Genomic DNA, 17,512 nt, shown 5'->3' on the forward strand with positions numbered 1-17,512 from the left:
TATAATGAAACACGCACATTTGAATAAATATTCATAATTATGAAAGTGGCGAACATTAAAAAACTGTTTTATAAGTATTTTTGAAATTAATAGTTGACTTAAAATGCATTTAAATGCATAATAATTCTTATTATCAGACAACGAAAGTCAGCCATTGTAAAGCGTTTTACGGAGACCGGGTTCTTCCGCTTTTGATCGTAATGGGAGAGCTCATTAAATAATCAAAATCGGGTGGTGACTGTAACAATGGAAAAGAAAAGAATAGTAGTGAAAATAGGAAGCAGCTCATTGACGGACAGCCACGGTAAATTGTCCATCACGAAGTTGCGGGAACATGTCGGGGCGTTGGCCCGCTTAAAAGAAGAAGGCCATGACGTCATCTTGATCTCGTCTGGCGCGGTTGCAGCGGGATGCACAAGCATGGGTTATTTATCCCGTCCGGACACGGTCGTCGACAAGCAATCAGCGGCAGCCGTCGGGCAAAGCCTGCTCGCGCAGGCATATGCAACAGAATTCAAGAATTTCGATATCGTCTCTGCGCAATTATTGTTGACGAAAGACTTGTACCAAAAAGCGGACGATACCATTTCGAAATTATTGGAACGCGGCATGATGCCGGTCATCAACGAAAACGATTCGGTGGCGGTTGAGGAATTGACCTTTGGCGACAATGATATGTTGTCGGCTCTTGTCAGCGGGCTTGTCCGCGCAGATCAATTGATCATTCTGACGGACATCAACGGCATCTATGCAGACAATCCGAAGACCAACCCAGCCGCTGAACGATATACCCACCTAAAAGACATTCCGGATGAGCTGATGGAAGCCGCATCCGGTGCTGGATCGGATGTGGGGACTGGCGGCATGAAGACGAAAGTGGAAGCCGCGAAAACAGCCCATAACTTCGGCGTCGATGTGTTCATCGGTACCGGAGAAGGCAGTGAAAAATTGGTTGAGATCATGAATGGAAACGGCGACGGGACGTATATCGCAAAACCCGTTAAAGAATTAGCGTAAAGTACGGAAATCGAAAGGAGAAGATTGGATGACAGAAGTTCTTCAAAAAGAAGCAACTTTGGAGACAGAACTGGTACAGAAAGCGAAAAAAGCGAAAGCGGCAGCGGGGGAACTCGCAAAAGCCGACACCACCCTGAAAAATAAAGCATTAGAACTCATCTCTCAGCAGCTAATGGCTGAAAAAAGTTTCATTTTAAAAGAAAACCTGAAAGACATTGAAGCGGGGCGTGCAAACGGCATGAGCGAATCTCTCGTTGACCGCCTCAAGCTCGATGAACAGCGCCTTGCGGATATGGCGGATGCACTCATCCAATTGACCGAACTCACTGACCCGGTCGGTGAAGAGCTCGAGCATTGGCAACAGCCGAACGGACTCGATATGACGAAAGTACGCGTACCTCTTGGCGTGGTGGGCATGATTTACGAAGCCCGCCCGAACGTCACAGTGGATGCGTCGAGCCTTTGCCTGAAAACCGGCAATGCCGTCGTCTTGCGCGGCAGTTCGACAGCGATCCATTCGAACACGGCCATTGTTGCGGTCATCCACCGCGCACTTGAACAAAGTGAATTACCGGTTGATTCCGTACAATTGTTGGAAGATACGAGCCGCGCGGCGGCTTCTGCGATGTTCAAGCTGAACGACTATTTGGATGTGTTGATCCCACGCGGCGGCGCGAACTTGATCAAGACGGTCGTCGAGAATTCAACCGTGCCGGTACTTGAGACAGGCGCAGGCAATTGCCACGTTTATATCGACGAGACGGCGGACAAGGACATGGCGATCAACATCGCCTTGAATGCGAAAACCCAGCGTCCATCCGTCTGCAACTCCTGCGAAACGATTCTCGTACACGAGAAATGGGCTGAACAGCATTTGCCGGAACTGGTGTCAGCGCTCCAGGCAAAAGACGTGAAAATCCACGGCGATGAAAAAGCGCAGCAATCAGGCAGCGGCATCATCCCGGCGGAAGAAGCCGATTGGGGAACGGAATACTTAGCTTACGAACTCGCGCTGAAAACGGTAAATAGCACGGGGGAAGCGGTCAAGCATATCAACCAGTACGGCACGAAGCATTCCGAGGCGATCATTTCGGAACAGGCAGAAAGCGTCCAGCAATTCTTCACGGAAGTGGATGCGGCAGCCGTCTACCATAACGCGTCGACGCGCTTTACCGACGGCTTTGAATTCGGTTTCGGGGCCGAAATCGGCATCAGCACGCAAAAGCTCCACGCACGCGGGCCGATGGGTTTGCCGGCACTGACGTCAACGAAATACCTCATTAAAGGCAACGGCCAAACAAAATAAAAAAAGCGGAGACTGCGGTCTCCGCTTTTTACTGTTCATTTAGAAATACCTCAATAATCCGTTTTCGCCCGGCGGTGTTTCCACATCATCAGCTGATAGCGCACGGTGCAGCCGATGCAATAGCCCATCAGCGCCACTCCGGCAGCGATGATGACCATAGCGCCGAATACCATAGCGACAATCGGAAGGCCAGCTGCTAAAAAGATGAGCGCGAGCCCGAGGCAGACCGTGGCGATCCATTGGTTGAACAATTGCTGGTCACGGTCTTCCTGCGGATAGCTGCTCGGGGGATTCGGCAAAAAGCGATAGCTGAATGCGATGAGCGGATTTTTCTTCGTGACCAAGGTAACGGTCCCAACGGCGAAAGGCATGAGCAGGATAGATGTATGGATGGTGAGCCCAGCCAGTACTGTGGCGACAAGAAAGGCTTGATTGAGCTGGACGAGCGGTTTTGGAATGGTCATCTGGAATCCCTCCGAGTTTTTTATGGCCAATCGGATCAGCAACAAGGCGATGTGCGCAGAAAAAAATACTGCATAAAGTTTCTCCTTATTATACATAGTTGATTACTCGGAATAAAGAAAAAAGCTCAAAAAAACGCTGTTCACATCAAACGAGAGATGAACAGCGAAGCCAAGCCAAAATAAATGAGCAGGGAAAGAATATCGTTGATGGTCGTAATCAGCGGGCCGGAAGCGACAGCTGGATCCACTTTCAGCTTGTATAAAATCAACGGGATGAGGGTGCCGGCAAGTGTGCCGATAATGAGCGTCAAGAGCAGCGAACTGCCGACAACCAAACCCAGCACGATATTGTTTTGCCAAACATAGGCAATGAGCATGATTAAAATGGCGCAGGTGACGCCGATGATGATGCCGACCCATAATTCGCGAAGAATAAGCTTCACTGTGCCTTTCTTATCGGGCTTTTGGCCGACGAGGCCGCGCACGACGACTGCGAGCGACTGGGTGCCGGTATTGCCGGTCATGCCGGCAATCATCGGCATGAAGAACGCCAAAGCGACCACGGTCTGCAAGGTGTCTTCAAAGCGGCTGATGATGCCGCCGGAGATCAGCCCGATAAACAAAAGCAAAATCAGCCAAGGCAAACGGCGGTAAGCTGCGACAAAAGGCGGCGTCTGGAAATCGATGGATTTACCGGATGCGGAAAGCTTTTCGATGTCTTCGTTCGCTTCCTGCAAGACGACGTCGATGACATCATCGACAGTGATGATGCCGAGCAGCCGGTTTTCCGTATCGACGACCGGCAAGGTGATAAAGTCATAGCGCCCGATGATGGCGGCGGCTTCTTCCTGGTCGGTCAGCGCATCGACCTTGACCACGCGTGTATACATGACATCGTCGATTTGTTCATCGAGTTCGCCGAGAATCAAATCTTTGTAGGAGACGACGCCGAGCAGTTTCTTGTCTTCGTCGACGACATATAAATAGTTCAAGTACTCGGCAATTTCCGCGAAATCGCGGATTTTATCGATTGCTTCACGGATCGTATAATGGCGCGGAATCCAGACGTAGCGGTTGTTCATGATGCGGCCCGCTGTTTCCGGCGGGTAGTTCATCGTCTTTTGGATATAGGAAGACTCCTCACGGTTCATGCGCGACAGCAGCTCTTCGATCATATTCGGTTCCAGGTCGGACAATAGCGAAACGAGATCGTCGTTGTCCATCAAGTCGAGCACTTTGGTCGATTGGTCCACCGACATCCGCTCGAGCAGATGGACTTGGTCATTCCGGTGAAGTTCCTGCATGAGTTCGGTCAATTGGCGGATTGTCAGATGAAGCAGGAAACGTTCGCGGTGCTTTTCAGGCAAATGGCGGTATTGGACGGCGATATCATAAGGCTGCAGCTCATCGAGTATATGCTGGAAGTCTTGCGTCCGCCCGTCTTTCAATGATTGGATCAATGCTAAAGTGATTTCATTTTCTGTCATCGCAAGGCTTCAGCTCCTTCTGGGGTGGCCTTAAGTGCGAGGCGGCCTCATTTCTTCTTTCCCCAAAAGGGAGGCGGTCATGCTTTTTTGCAGCTTAAAATATGCATCATCGTTCTGGCGCATAATTGGCGATCAATACCCCTTGGTCGGTCGAAAAACTTTTCAGCAATTTGAATGCTTTTGGCGATACGCCGTCGCGGAATAATTTTTTTCCTTCGCCGAGAAGCAGCGGAAAGGTCATCAAATGCAATTCGTCCACTAAATCGTATTCGATCAAGGTGTCGATGAGTTCGGCGCTGCCATAGACGAGCAAACGCTGGCCGGTTTTCTTCAGCCTTTTGATCTCCCAAGCGAAATCGTGGTTGATCAAGCGCGCATTCCACTCGGTTCGCTTCAGCGTGTGCGAAACGACATATTTCGGGATCGCGTTCATGCGATCTGCAAAGCCATGAGCATCCTCTGCGGTCGGCCAAGTGGCAGCGAACCCTTCATACGTAACACGCCCGAGCAGCAAGGCATCATTGTTGTAAAGCTGGTCCAGTTGAAACTGGGCGAGTTCATCGTCCCAATAAGCCGCAGTCCATGACGGCTCTTCCATAACGCCATCAAGTGTCACATACATTGAAACAGTCAATTTTCCCACGTTCATCTTCCCCTTTCCATAACTGGATGCCGGAAGCTTAGGCAATACGGTTAAACTTCGGGACGGCAAGAGGAGAATCCTGCATTGAACTATTCCGAATTCCGAAAAATCGGGGTAATCTGAAAATTTTTATAGCAATGAAATCAGTATAGTGGCAAAATAAATACAAGCATTTATTCCATATTTACAAAGGGGTTTGAGAACATGAAAGAAGAAAAGAAACGCCCGAAACAGCAAGAGATTGAAGTCCCTTTTTGGCTGGCTTTGCTGCCGTTGGTTTTCATGGTCGCGGCGATGGCTGTCACAATTATCATTTTTGAAGGCAGCCCGCATATTCCCTTGCTTCTTGGTACGACCATCGCAGTCATCATCGCCTGGCGGTTGGGGTACCGCTGGCATATGATTGAAGAAGGGGCGTATAAAGGAATCCGGCTCGCGCTTCCGGCTTTGGTCATCATCATCATGGTCGGCATGATCATTGCTTCCTGGATCGGCGGAGGAATTGTCGCAACGATGATTTATTATGGCTTGAAAATCATTACACCGTCTTTGTTCCTCGTCACGATCTGCTTGATCTGCGCGCTGGTTGCCGGGGCGATCGGCAGTTCCTGGTCAACGATGGGCACTGTCGGCATCGCGGGCATGGGCATCGGCGCGAGCATGGGGATCCCGGCAGCAATGGTCGCAGGAGCGGTCATCTCGGGTTCTTATTTCGGAGACAAGATGTCACCGCTGTCGGACACGACGAACTTGGCAGCAGGGGTCACAAATACCAATCTATTCGTCCACATCCGCCACATGGTCTACACAACGATTCCAGGGCTGATCATCGCCTTGATCGCTTATTTCTTCCTCGGCCGGCAATTCGGCGGCAATGCAATCGACAGCGGCAATATCAACACTATCCTGGCGTCGCTTGAAGAGAATTTCGTCATCTCGCCGTGGCTCTTGCTCGTGCCTTTGGCGGTCATCGTATTGGTCATGAAGAAAGTGCCGGCATTGCCGGCGCTGGGGGTCGGCATCGTGCTCGGCTGGCTGTGCCACATTCTGGTCCAGGGCGGCTCGGTGGCAGAAGCGGTCAATGCGCTGCATGACGGCTACGCAATCACGTCCGGCAACGAAGTGGTCGATTCCTTGTTCAACCGCGGCGGCATCGATTCGATGATGTTCGTTATTTCCTTGACGATTTTCGCGATGACCTTCGGCGGCGTATTGGAGCACACGGGCATGCTGAAGTCGATCGTCACGAAGATTTTGATGCTGGCGAAAACAGCGGGCAGCCTGATCGCTGCAACGGTCGCATCCGCGTTCTTGACGAATGTCACGGCCTCTGAGCAGTATATTTCGATTCTATTGCCAGGGCGGATGTATGCACGGGCGTATCAGGACCAGGGCTTGCATTCGAAAAACCTGTCCCGTGCACTGGAAGACGGAGGAACGATCACGTCACCATTCGTCCCGTGGAACACATGCGGCGTGTTCATCCTCGCGACGCTCGCGGTCCATCCGTTTGCTTATGCACCTTATGCGGTGTTGAATTACTCGGTGCCGATCATCGCGATCCTCATGGCATTCCTCGGCTGGAAAGTCGAATTCATGACCGATGAGGAAATGCAGAAGCTCAAAGAACGCGAAGCGCGCATGGAAATGGAAGCACAGCAAGAACCGGTATAACCATAGCAAATGGCTCATGTCCCCGAAAAAGGGACATGAGCCATTTTTTATTTCTTCATCAATAAATAAACAAAATACGGAGCGCCGATCAATGCGGCCATGACGCCAGCCGGAATGCCCGATGGTTCGAGCAGATTGCGTCCGATCGTGTCAGCCGCAAGCAGCAGCCAGCCGCCGAGCAGGATGGCGACGGGCAGGAACAATTGATGGCGCGGCCCGACGAGCGCTTTCGCGAGGTGAGGGGCCATCAAGCCGATAAAGGCGATGCTGCCGGTAACAGAAACCGCAGCGGCCGCGAGTGCGACGGCCGCGAGCAGCAGCACGGCGCGTTCTTTGCCGATATTGAGCCCGAGACCGATGGCGGCGGATTCGCCGAGCCCGAGGATGTTCAGCCGGTTCGCTTTATAGAGAACAAACGGAATCAGCAGAACAAGCCATGGCAAGAGTGCCAGGATAAACGGCCAGTCAGTTCCCCAAATGGAACCCGCGAGCCACTGGGCAATGAAATCCACTTTTTCCCGTTCCGCAGATGAAATCAGCACAATCATGACGCCGGATAACGCCATCGAAAACCCAATCCCGACCAATACGAGCCGGACCGGTTGAAGGCCCGTTCGCGGATCGCGGGAGAACAAGTAAATCAGGATCGCGGTGATAAAAGCGCCGAGAAATGCGACGAACGGCAGCAAGAAAGCAAAAGAGCCCGGATCTACAGGGATGAACAAAAAGAAAATGGCAATGGCGACACCGGCTCCGGAATTGATGCCGATGATGCCCGGATCTGCCAAATCATTGCGCGTGATGCTCTGCAGCACTGCGCCCGATAAGGCGAGTGCCATCCCTGCCAGGAACGTAATGAGCAAACGCGGCATGCGGATGGAATACAGCACGAATTCTTCTTTGAAGTCGCCTTGTCCCATCAACACGGGCAAGATCCGGCCGAAGCCGAGTGTCGAATAGCCTAGACCCAAACTCAAGACGGCGGTGATCAATAGGATAATGGTGAGCACGAGCAGAGTGATGCGTTGCTTGCGGATCAAATGTTGTTGGATCATGTGAACGCACCTCCACCTTTACGGACGATGAGCAGGAAGAACGGCAAGCCGAGCATGGCGACCACCGCTGCGACCGGCGTTTCAAACGGTGCGTTGACCGTGCGGCCGAATAAATCCGCAAGCAGCATGAAAATGGCGCCCGTGACGGCAGACATCGGGATGATGAAGCGATAATCGCTGCCCACAATCACGCGGACGATATGCGGAATCATCAAGCCGATGAACGCCAGGTTGCCGGCCAAAGCGACTGCGGCACCGGCAAGCAAAGTGACGACGACAAACAGCATCGCTTTGATCTGGCCGGTTTTTTGGCCAAGGCCGATTGCCGCTTCCTCGCTTAAGCTCAATACCGCCAGTTGGCGCGACAGCAATAACGCGACAAACAAAGCGATCGTGATAAACGGAATGATAATCTGCAGCTGTCCCCAAGATGTGCCGATCAAGCCGCCGGCGGTCCACATGGAGACGTCTTTGGAGATTTTGAACAATAAGCCGATTGCTTCTGCAATGGCGGTTAAAAACGCCGATACCGCAGCTCCGGCGAGGACGATGCGAAATGGCGAGAAGCCGCCGCGACGCGAAGCCCCGATGCCGAAGACAAGCCCGGCGCCGATTGCCGCCCCGATAAAACAGGCGATCATGATGCCGAAATAATTGGCTCCGGGGATAAATGCCAATGTCGCGGCGAGTGCCGCATTGGCTCCGGCCGTCAAACCGAGCAGCCCGGGATCTGCCAGCGGGTTGCGGGTCATGCCTTGCATGATCGCTCCTGAGACGGCGAGTGCTGCCCCGACGAAAATCGCGGCCACTTCACGCGGCAGGCGAATTTCCTGGATGACCGATATTTGCTGTCCAGTGCTGTCGGAAAACAGCGCCAGCCAGAGATTCTTCAGGCTGACATCAGCCGCGCCAAAGACCATCGACACAACAAAAGCCAGCACAAGTGCCAGCAGGCTGATTCCAAATATGTACGTAAAGCGGAAATTATAACGCATGCATCATCATCTTTTCTATAGAAAGGATAAAGGGATTCCGCTTGGCAGAATCCCTTTTGTGTTTATTGGCCAAGGAATTTTTCCTGGAACAATTCAAGTTGGTAATCGAGTGAAATCGGATCGTTAAAGTACAATTTCTTCGCATCCGCTTCGAACACTTGGTTGTTCTTTACAGCTGGCGTGTTTTGGTAAAGGTCCGTTTCCTGGAATGAATTATCCTGTTCGGAGTCTTTGCTGAAGATTACGTAATCGCCCATGTATTCAGGGAGGACTTCTTGTGACAAGGCATAGTACCCATCAGTAAGAGCCATTTCTTCAACTTTTTCCGGCATGTTCAAGCCCATTTCCTGGTACAGGATCTCAGTGCCGCGGCCCCAGTTGTCGCCGTATACGTACAATTGCTTATCGAAGTTCTCGATGACGGATACTGTTGCATCTTCGCCAATCTCCGCTTTGATTTCTTCACCGGCTGCTTGTGCGCGTTCTTTAAAGTCGTCGATGAATGCTTGTGCTTCGTCTTCTTTATTCAATAGTTTCCCGATTTCCAGGTGCTGTGTCAAATAGTCGACTTTGCCGTAAGTATAAGTCACAGTTGGTGCAATTTGTTCCAGTTTATCGACGTTTTGAAGAGTCGAGTAACCGATAATCAAATCTGGATCCAATTCGATGATTTTCTCCAGGTTCTCTTCCGACACTTCCTCTACGCCGTCCAAATACGGTTCGTAGTTCGGGTTGTCGATCGCCCAAGCATCGATGCCGGCAAGCGGGACATCAAGTGCCATGACGTTTCCGCCGTAAGCCAAGGCCACAACGCGCTGCGGGTCAGCCGGAACTTCCACTGTGCCGTTTTCCGATTCGTATTGGATGGTATCGGATCCGCTTGCTTCGCCTTCCGAACCGCCCGTTTCCTCTGTCGTTTCTTCTGTAGAACCGCAAGCGGCAAGCGCCAGCATAAAGAGTAATGCAATGGACAAGATAAGTAGTTTTTTCATGATCTGGTTAAGCTCCTTTAATTAAATTGTATGTCAGGCAAATCGGTTTTTGTGTTCGTGGATCAAGGCCGATTTCCGCATCGATGCGGAAAACTTCCCGGAGCACGTCCGGAACGATGACTTCTTCGGGCGATCCGGCCTTGATGATTTGGCCGTCTTTCATCGCGACGATATGGTCGGCGAAGCGGGCGGCGTGGTTCAAATCATGCAGCACCATGACGATGGTGCGTTCTTCTTCGGCGTTGAGTTCGCGGAGCAGTTCCAGGATTTCCAATTGATGCGCCATATCGAGGTAAGTTGTCGGCTCATCGAGGAAAATCATTTCCGTTTCCTGAGCGAGTGCCATGGCAATCCAGACACGTTGGCGCTGGCCGCCGGATAAGGCATCAACGGGGTGGTATTTGAAAAATTGGGTACCGGTCACATTGAGAGCCCAGTCGATCATTTCATAATCCCGTTTGCTGAGCTTGCCGAATCCTTTTTGATAAGGAAAGCGGCCGTAAGAGACGATTTCACCGACCGTCAAACCGGCAGCGTTTTCCGGCGACTGCGGCAAAATGGCAAGTTTTTTCGCCAATTGCTTTGTTTTCTCTTCTGCGATTTGCTGGCCGTCGAGAATGACCGAACCGGATTCGTGCGGAATGACGCGTGTCATCGCTTTCAAAAAAGTCGATTTCCCGCAGCCGTTCGGCCCGATGATTGCGGTGATCTTTTTATCTGGAATCGACAGGGACAAGCCTTTGACGATTTTCCTTTCGCCATAGCTGACTTCCAGGTTTTCTGTAAAAAGGCGTCCCATCGACAGCCCTCCTTTTCATTAAACGGTAATTTTGAAGCAAAAAAATAAAAATGGGATATATGTTGATAATGATTCTCACTTTCATTACAATGTATACTATAAAGTTATTGAGAATCGTTGTCAATCGGAATTTACTATAGAACGGGGATGGAAAAAATGGCCAATCACGACATCTTTGACGTAACCATCATCGGGGGAGGTCCCGCGGGCTTGTATTCAGCTTTCTACAGCGGGCTTCGGGGCATGAAAACGAAAATTATCGAGTTCCAGCCGCGCCTTGGCGGCAAGCTTCATGTCTATCCGGAAAAGATGATCTGGGACGTCGGGGGGCAGACGCCGATCCGCTGCGAACAGCTGATCACCCAATTGGTCGAACAAGGGCTCACTTTCGATCCGACGGTATGCCTGGATGAGAAAGTGGAGAGCATGAATAAGAACGAAGACGGCTTGTTTGTGCTGGCCGGCGCGTCGGGGGAACTCCATTACTCGAAATCAGTCATCGTCGCAGTCGGCGGAGGCATCCTGAAGCCGCAAAAGCTGCAGATCGAAGGAGCCGAACGCTTCGAAGTGGCGAACCTCAATTATACCGTGAAAACGCTCGAACGCTTCCGCGGGAGTACGGTGCTCATTTCAGGAGGCGGCAATTCGGCAGTCGATTGGGCAAACGAGCTCGAGCCGATTGCCGAAAAAGTCTATGTCATCCACCGCAAATCCGAAATGACCGGCCACGAAGCGCAAGTTCGCCAATTGCTTGAAAGCCGTGCCGAATGCTTACTGGATTCGGCCATTACACGGCTTGTGGCATCGGATGCGGGCGACCGCGTCGAACTAGTGGAAGTGATGAACCAAGTGACGGGCGAACGGCGCATGCTGCCGGTCGACCAGCTCGTCATCAACCACGGCTATGAGCGCGATGCGAGCTTACTCGAAAACAGCCCGCTCGATCTGGAAACAAAAGACGACTTCTATTTGCAAGGCACGCCAGCAAGCGAAACTTCCGTACCGGGAGTGTTTGCGGCAGGGGACATTCTCCAGCACGACGGCAAGCTCAATTTGATCGCCGGCACGTTTACCGACGCCGCCAATGCCGTCAATAAAGCGAAAAAGTTCATCGAGCCGGACGCTGCCAATATTGCCATGGTGTCTTCCCATAATGATGTGTTCAACTCCCGCAACCAGGCGCTGAAAAAACAGGCCTTGCGCTGAGCGGTTTGTTTATGTCCGATGCTCTCAGGGTAGAGAAAAGCAGGACAGAACAACAAACCGAAGGAGGAACCATCCATGGAATTAAAAGATTATGGTGCTGAATCATTTGTCGTCAATATCGAAGACGCGACAAAACAAAACGATACGTTCCGCACTGCTCTTTGGACCGGGAAAAACTTGCAGGTGACATTGATGAGCATTGCAGCAGGCGATGACATCGGGCTTGAGGTCCATGAACACGGCGACCAATTCCTTCGCATCGAAGAAGGGGAAGGCCTCGTGCAGATGGGCGACAGCGAAGACAATTTAAGCTTTGAAGAAAAAGCGGAAGACGATTACGCCATCCTTATCCCTGCAGGCAAATGGCACAACGTCACCAATACAGGCGATAAGCCGCTGAAGATCTATTCCATCTATGCACCGCCGGAACATCCGCACAGCACAGTGCACAAAACAAAAGCGGAAGCGGACGCAGCAGAAGAGGAAGAATAAGTTAAAATAAAGAACGGCCGACAGCTGACTGTCGGCCGTTTTTAAGGCTGCCGAGAAAGTTGGAAAATCGTATTTTCCGAAGCTTATCGCTCGCTTTCCGTGGGCTCGCGCCCAAGCCTCCTCAGTCGCTTTGCGCCTTGCGGGGTCTCGGTCGTCTCGCTGATCCACTGGAGTCGAGCGAACGCTTCTCCAAATACTTAGATAGGTCATTGATTTTTGAATGTAGAAAAAAACCCCATTCTAATTCGTAATGGATTTATAGACTTCGTCAACACTCTGAAAAAACGGCCGACAGCTGACTGTCGGCCGTTCTTTTATATTGCATCCGTTCAATGCGCAGAAGCGAGCTTGCGTTCTTTTTTTCCGTGGAGGAAATAATACGGCACGATTAACGCGAATACGGCGATTCCGAGCAATCCGTAAAGTGCGCTATAGCCAGTGAACGGGATGATAAAGCCGAGTATATACGGCCCCATGCCGAGCCCGCCGTCCATCGCGACAAAAAACGTCGAGGTGGCAAGCCCCATCCGGTGGGGAGGCGTCAGCTTGATGGCGACCGCTTGCGTCGTCGATTGCATATTGCCGAACCCGAGGCCGATTAAAGCACCCGCAAATAACAGCCCCAGGCTTGAATCAGCAACGCTCAGCAGCAACAGTCCCGCTGCGAGCGACACAAGCGCAGGGTACATAATGTAATTGGCGCCATACAAATCCATGATGCGGCCGGTGAACGGGCGTGTCAGCAAGATGACGACAGCGTATACCAGGAAGAAGAAACTGGCCGCTTCCACCAGCCCTTTATCATTGGCGTAAAAATTGATGAAGGACAAAACGCTCGAATAGCTGAGTGCGATTAAAAACATGACGATGGCAATCGGAACAGCATTCGCTTCTAAATAATTGGAAAGCTGGAAGCCGGATCTCACGTCTTCAGCAGGCGGTTTCTCAAGCTGTGGTACTTTCACAAAAGTGCTGAGCGCCAGTGCAGACAAGGCGATCGCGACACAGGCAGCAAAAATCACATTGTAGCCAGTCCATTGGCTCATCATCAAGCCGATAAACGGCCCGAACGCTGCACCCAGCGTCGCGCTCATGCTGAAGTAGCCGATGCCTTCGCCTTTACGCGTATGGGGAATGACTTGTGCGGCAATTGTGCCGGCTGCGGTGCTCGCGACACCGAGCGTCACGCCGTGCAAGAAGCGGTTCAGCATCAAGAAAGGCAAACCGAGCGGCAGGAAATACAGTGCAGTCATGCCGACAAACAAGGCAGAACCGAGCACCAAGGCGCGTTTTCGGCCGATCATATCCAGTGTGCGGCCAATAACCAAGCGTCCCGTCAGCGCTCCCAAGATGAAGATCCCGGTGACGAGGCCGGCTTCACTGGTCGAAGCCCCGTATTCTTCGACGGCGTATAAAGCGATCGTGACGATCAATAAATAAAAAACAAGCAATAGCAGGAAATGGACGACGGAAACGCCGATAAAGTCCCGCGTCCATAATTTGGGTTTGTTGTGACTCAACTGAAAGACTCCTTCGAAAGCACACTAGCAGTGCAATATATAATACATCTTCGGCTTTCGCCATTATTAACCGTAGCAGACCCCTGGCATGTCGTCCAATATACGGTACTTGAAAAAGCGCCGCCTCAAGAGGCAGCGCTTTTTCAGCTTGTTGAGAAAGTATGAAGCCGTATTTTCCGAAGCTTATCGCTCGCTTTCCGTGGGCTCGCGCCCAAGCCTCCTCATCCGCTGCGCGTCTTGCGGGGTCTCGGTCGTCTCGCTGATCCACCGGAGTCGAGCGAACGCTTCTCCAAATACTTAGAGAGAACATTGATTTTTAATTGTAAAAAAATGTGATTTCCTTTTTGATCTATAGCAAATTATAGACTTCTTCAATACTGTGAAAAAGCGCCGCCTCAAGGGGCAGCGCTTTTAGATCCTTACGGGTATGGGTGAAGCAAACAGGCATCTCGGCTTGTTCATTCCGAGGCGATGTCTTTGTAAAACGTTGTCTGGTTTTTGCCGTTTGCCTTGGACACGTAAAGTGCCGCATCCGCATATGACAATAAAGTATAGAGGTTCTCGGCGTTGTCCGGGTAAATGGCGATTCCGATGCTGCACCCGAGCTGCACCCGGCCGGCTTCGACAGTGATCGGCTTGCCCAGCCGGTCAATCAAACGCAGCGCCAATTGCCTTGTCGGCAATTCGCCGATGGCTTCACAAGGGAACAGCAAGACGAATTCATCCCCGCCAATGCGGGAAATGAATGCATCTTCAGGCAGTTCTGCCGTCAGCCGTTCGGCCACTTTCTGAAGCACATGGTCGCCCGCCAAATGCCCTAAACTATCATTGGCTTTCTTAAAACCATCCAGATCCAGATAGAAAAAAGCCAATTTCTCTCCTGTGTCGTTCGCCTGTCTCATCATCCGGTCTGCGGCCTCTTCAAGCGCAATACGGTTCGGCAAGCCGGTCAGCGGGTCGCGTTGCGCCAAATCCTGCATGCGCATCAGGTCGGATTCCGTCGTGCCGAGTGTCATGACCAGGCTTTCAAGAGAGTGGGACAGATCTTCAATTTCGCGCACCCCGGTATTTTTCGGCAAAGCCAATTGTTCTCCTTTGCGGAAGGCTTTCGCTTTCCGGGAGATTTCATTGAGCGGGCGGCTGATGCGCCCCGCCACGAGCCAGCCGGCTAAGGCAAAAAGGGCGGCGCTTGCCAAACCGCTCAACATGATGATGCGGCTCAAGTCGCGGGCAGCAGCGAAGGCGGTTTCTTCCGGTTGGCGAACAAGGACGGTCCACTCAAGTCCGGGATAGTCCCAATTGCTGCGGCCACCGGCAAACCCGGTCAAATAGGAATTGCCGTCCGGCCATTGTTCGAGTACCCAACCGGCCCGTTTTCCTTGCGACAGGGTGTAAGAATCAATTGGGAGCTTCTGGCCGAGAAATTGCTCAGGGCCGAGAATGACGCGGTGGTCTCCTGGACTTACAACGAAAACCTCCAGTTCGTTTTCGCTGCGGTTCAGCGGGCGCAATACGAATTGCATCACTTCCTGTGCCCAGTCCCAGCTTAAATGGGCGCCCACTACGCCGCCAAATGAGCCGTCCGGGTAAAAGATCGGTACACTGATGTCGACAAACTCCAATTCATGGCCTCCCGGATTCGGCAAAAGGTCAGCCAACAGGAGCGCTTCATGCACATCGCCGATAAAATCGGTTTGACGGGCTTCGGAATAAACCGGGCGTTCGGACAAGTCCATTCCTTCCAGCAATTGGTCTGTTGAAATAGTAACGGTTCCGGCCGGATCGGTAATGCCGATCCAGGAAAAAGCGGGCACTTGCTCTTGCAGCATTTCAAGCGTGGCGCGCTTTTCTTCAATGGGCGTAACCAACGCCAATTCTTCGATTTCCCCGAACGTCTTGATTTCACTATAGCGTCCCCACATATATTGATCCAACCGGTCCTTCATCTGAAACGCCGCACTCGATAAGGCGTTGCCGCGTTCTTCTTCCAGGCGCTGTGTGCTTACTTCAGAGACAAGCATGCTGAGAACGGCAGCAAACAACAGGACAAAGGCAGCGAATATCAATCCCCAATAGTTTCTAAGCGATAATGATTTCATATGGTTCCCTTCCAAACTAGGCAATTTTCACGAATACACTCAGTATATCAAAAGTCCTGTATAAAAGGGGAAAGAAGGCAAAAAGAAACAGGCAGCTTTTGCTGCCTGTTTCCATTATTTAGCGGCTTCAATGACCGAAGCGATTTTTGTGATGACAAGTTGGCTGCCGAGCATCGGCGATTCTTTTTTCTCTTCGCCTTCCGCCGGTTCCGGGCGTTTATGGGCTTGCTTGAAAACATCGCTGGATTTCCATGCTTCGTAATTTTCGAGTGTTTCCCAATACATATTGACGTTCAGTTCATCGTATTCTTCCAGGTCCTGCGTGATGGTCACTTCGACTTTATGGAAGCCTTCCATTTCCTGTAATGCGCCTGGGCGGGTGAAGTTGGGCGCCATTTTTTCAGCAAATCCCGGTTTCATTTTGATGCGGTTGGTTACGATATACATAACTGCATGTCTCCTTTTTCGATGGGATACGAGATATTCCCACTGTATCACAGAGCACCATGCTTTGTCCGCAGCGAGCCGTGTTAAGCCTTGGCCGTTCCGCGTCTTTTCTCACTTTGGTCAATCAATTTCGAGCCTGCCAAATCGCCTGTCACATTGAGCATCGTGGCACCCATGCCGACGAGTGCATCGATGGCAGTGAGGAGGGCGACTGCTTCCATCGGCAACCCGAGCTGGACGAAGACCGTGGCGATCATGACGATGCCGGCTCCTGGAATCCCGGCAGTGCCGACTGTGGCGAGCGTCCCGATCAAGACGACCATGAACATCTCTGACAGGCTTAATGGGTCCCCGATAATATTGGCGGCAAAAATGGCCGAAACGGCAATGCGGATGGCCGCACCATCCATATTGATCGTGGCACCGAGCGGCAGGCTGAAGCCGTACAAGCTTTTCGGTATGCCGAGCCCGCGCGCAGCGTCAAGCGTCAACGGCAAGGTGCCGGAGCTGCTTTGCGTAACGAAAGCCGTCAGCATCGGTGTCCGCGCGTGTTTGAAGAACTTCAGTGGATTGGCTTTGAACACGAACATGGCGATCGTATAGAGCGCAATCTGCACCGCGATGGCGATGTAAAGAACGGCGACCATGCCGCCGAGTGATACGAGCGTTTCCACTCCTTGCGACCCGACAGTTTCCGCCATGATGGCGAAAATGCCGATCGGCACGTACTGGAGGATGGCTTTCAAGACGAGCAAAGTTGCTTCGTTTAGCGCGTTGATCGTTTTCATCAGATGGTTGCCAAGTTCGCCAAATTCCGCAGAACTTCTCATATAGGAAATGGCGATGCCGAACGCAAACGCCGTGAAGATGATGCCGAGCAAGTTCATCTCACTGAATGCCGCAATGATATTGGACGGCACAATGTTCAGCAGCACACTCGTAAAGCCGGGATTTTCCGGCACATCGAATGTTTCCGATCCGTCGAGCTGCATGCCCGAACCTGGCTGGAAAATGCTTGCGACCGATAAGCCGACGATGATGGCGAATGCCGAGCTGAGCGTATAGAACAGAAAGACTTTTCCACCCATCCGGCCAAGGTCCCCGATTTTCGATTGATTGATCCCGACGATCAAGGTGAAGAAAATGAGCGGCACAATCAGGAAGGTCAAGAGCCGCAAGAGCAAATCGCCAAGCGGTGCCAAGGCGGCGGCATCTGGCCCGAAAATCAAGCCGACGATGACGCCGAGGATGAGCGCCACAGTGATTTTTAAGATAAGCGATACATTTGCATAAGATTTCCAAAGAGCTTTCATAAA

At 51.7% G+C, this 17,512-nt stretch carries 16 protein-coding genes; 5 read left to right on the forward strand and 11 right to left on the reverse strand.

The features are described 5' to 3' along the window. Positions 1–246 precede the first annotated feature (246 nt). Together proB and AB9R92_RS09485 are read left to right on the forward strand one after the other, a co-directional pair. On the forward strand, positions 247–1,017 hold the full coding sequence (gene proB, locus AB9R92_RS09480) for a glutamate 5-kinase (protein WP_370669217.1): 771 nt from the start codon (positions 247–249) through the stop codon (positions 1,015–1,017). Between the two features lie 28 nt (positions 1,018–1,045). Further along, positions 1,046–2,323: a glutamate-5-semialdehyde dehydrogenase gene (locus tag AB9R92_RS09485; protein WP_370669218.1), complete on the forward strand. Its 1,278-nt coding sequence runs from the start codon at positions 1,046–1,048 to the stop codon at positions 2,321–2,323. Positions 2,324–2,373: 50 nt separating this feature from the next. Here AB9R92_RS09485 and AB9R92_RS09490 read toward each other — a convergent pair whose 3' ends face one another. The 3 genes from AB9R92_RS09490 to AB9R92_RS09500 all read right to left on the reverse strand — a co-directional run bounded on the left by AB9R92_RS09490 (position 2,374) and on the right by AB9R92_RS09500 (position 4,917). Next, positions 2,374–2,787, reverse strand: coding sequence for a DUF4395 domain-containing protein (locus AB9R92_RS09490; protein WP_370669219.1), 414 nt, complete (start codon positions 2,785–2,787; stop codon positions 2,374–2,376). A gap of 140 nt (positions 2,788–2,927) precedes the next feature. Beyond that, the gene (gene mgtE, locus AB9R92_RS09495) at positions 2,928–4,274 is read right to left on the reverse strand and encodes a magnesium transporter (protein ID WP_370669220.1); all 1,347 of its coding nucleotides are present in this window, start codon (positions 4,272–4,274) and stop codon (positions 2,928–2,930) included. A gap of 106 nt (positions 4,275–4,380) precedes the next feature. Continuing rightward, positions 4,381–4,917 (reverse strand): dihydrofolate reductase family protein, encoded by a 537-nt coding sequence (locus AB9R92_RS09500; RefSeq protein WP_370669221.1) that lies wholly within the window; start codon positions 4,915–4,917, stop codon positions 4,381–4,383. 204 nt (positions 4,918–5,121) lie between these two features. On the opposite strand from AB9R92_RS09500, the gene nhaC reads away from it, so the two are divergent. Further along, positions 5,122–6,591 (forward strand): Na+/H+ antiporter NhaC, encoded by a 1,470-nt coding sequence (gene nhaC, locus AB9R92_RS09505; protein WP_370669222.1) that lies wholly within the window; start codon positions 5,122–5,124, stop codon positions 6,589–6,591. Between the two features lie 47 nt (positions 6,592–6,638). Here the strand turns inward: nhaC and AB9R92_RS09510 are convergent, their stop codons facing one another. From AB9R92_RS09510 to AB9R92_RS09525, 4 genes are all read right to left on the reverse strand, one after another. Further along, positions 6,639–7,646: a FecCD family ABC transporter permease gene (locus AB9R92_RS09510; protein WP_370669223.1), complete on the reverse strand. Its 1,008-nt coding sequence runs from the start codon at positions 7,644–7,646 to the stop codon at positions 6,639–6,641. Then, positions 7,643–8,641 (reverse strand): FecCD family ABC transporter permease, encoded by a 999-nt coding sequence (locus tag AB9R92_RS09515; RefSeq protein WP_370669224.1) that lies wholly within the window; start codon positions 8,639–8,641, stop codon positions 7,643–7,645. The genes AB9R92_RS09510 and AB9R92_RS09515 overlap by 4 nt, the downstream gene beginning before the upstream one ends. Before the next feature lie 62 nt (positions 8,642–8,703). After that, a complete protein-coding gene (locus AB9R92_RS09520) occupies positions 8,704–9,633 on the reverse strand; it encodes an iron-hydroxamate ABC transporter substrate-binding protein (RefSeq protein WP_370669225.1) in 930 nt (309 codons plus the stop codon). Between the two features lie 7 nt (positions 9,634–9,640). Further along, positions 9,641–10,432 carry an ABC transporter ATP-binding protein gene (locus AB9R92_RS09525; RefSeq protein ID WP_058382374.1) on the reverse strand — a complete coding sequence of 264 codons (792 nt, stop codon included), beginning with the start codon at positions 10,430–10,432 and terminating at the stop codon, positions 9,641–9,643. Between the two features lie 156 nt (positions 10,433–10,588). Here AB9R92_RS09525 and AB9R92_RS09530 point away from each other — a divergent pair, with 156 nt between their 5' ends. Both AB9R92_RS09530 and AB9R92_RS09535 read left to right on the forward strand, forming a co-directional pair. Further along, positions 10,589–11,638, forward strand: coding sequence for an NAD(P)/FAD-dependent oxidoreductase (locus AB9R92_RS09530; RefSeq protein ID WP_370669226.1), 1,050 nt, complete (start codon positions 10,589–10,591; stop codon positions 11,636–11,638). Between the two features lie 75 nt (positions 11,639–11,713). Beyond that, positions 11,714–12,130, forward strand: a complete 417-nt coding sequence (locus tag AB9R92_RS09535) for a cupin domain-containing protein (protein ID WP_370669227.1) — start codon at positions 11,714–11,716, stop codon at positions 12,128–12,130. A gap of 329 nt (positions 12,131–12,459) precedes the next feature. Here the strand turns inward: AB9R92_RS09535 and AB9R92_RS09540 are convergent, their stop codons facing one another. The 4 genes from AB9R92_RS09540 to AB9R92_RS09555 all read right to left on the reverse strand — a co-directional run bounded on the left by AB9R92_RS09540 (position 12,460) and on the right by AB9R92_RS09555 (position 17,509). Next, entirely contained in the window at positions 12,460–13,650 is a 1,191-nt protein-coding gene (locus AB9R92_RS09540) for an MFS transporter (RefSeq protein WP_370669228.1), read from the reverse strand. A 458-nt stretch (positions 13,651–14,108) separates the two neighbouring features. After that, positions 14,109–15,749, reverse strand: coding sequence for a diguanylate cyclase domain-containing protein (locus tag AB9R92_RS09545; protein ID WP_370669229.1), 1,641 nt, complete (start codon positions 15,747–15,749; stop codon positions 14,109–14,111). A gap of 114 nt (positions 15,750–15,863) precedes the next feature. Further along, the gene (locus AB9R92_RS09550) at positions 15,864–16,196 is read right to left on the reverse strand and encodes a heme oxygenase (RefSeq protein ID WP_370669230.1); all 333 of its coding nucleotides are present in this window, start codon (positions 16,194–16,196) and stop codon (positions 15,864–15,866) included. Positions 16,197–16,279: 83 nt separating this feature from the next. Further along, a complete protein-coding gene (locus AB9R92_RS09555) occupies positions 16,280–17,509 on the reverse strand; it encodes a dicarboxylate/amino acid:cation symporter (protein WP_370669231.1) in 1,230 nt (409 codons plus the stop codon). Between the last annotated feature and the right edge of the window lie 3 nt (positions 17,510–17,512).

Origin of the sequence: Planococcus sp. SSTMD024, from assembly GCF_041320495.1 — a bacterium.
Lineage (GTDB): Bacteria > Bacillota > Bacilli > Bacillales_A > Planococcaceae > Planococcus.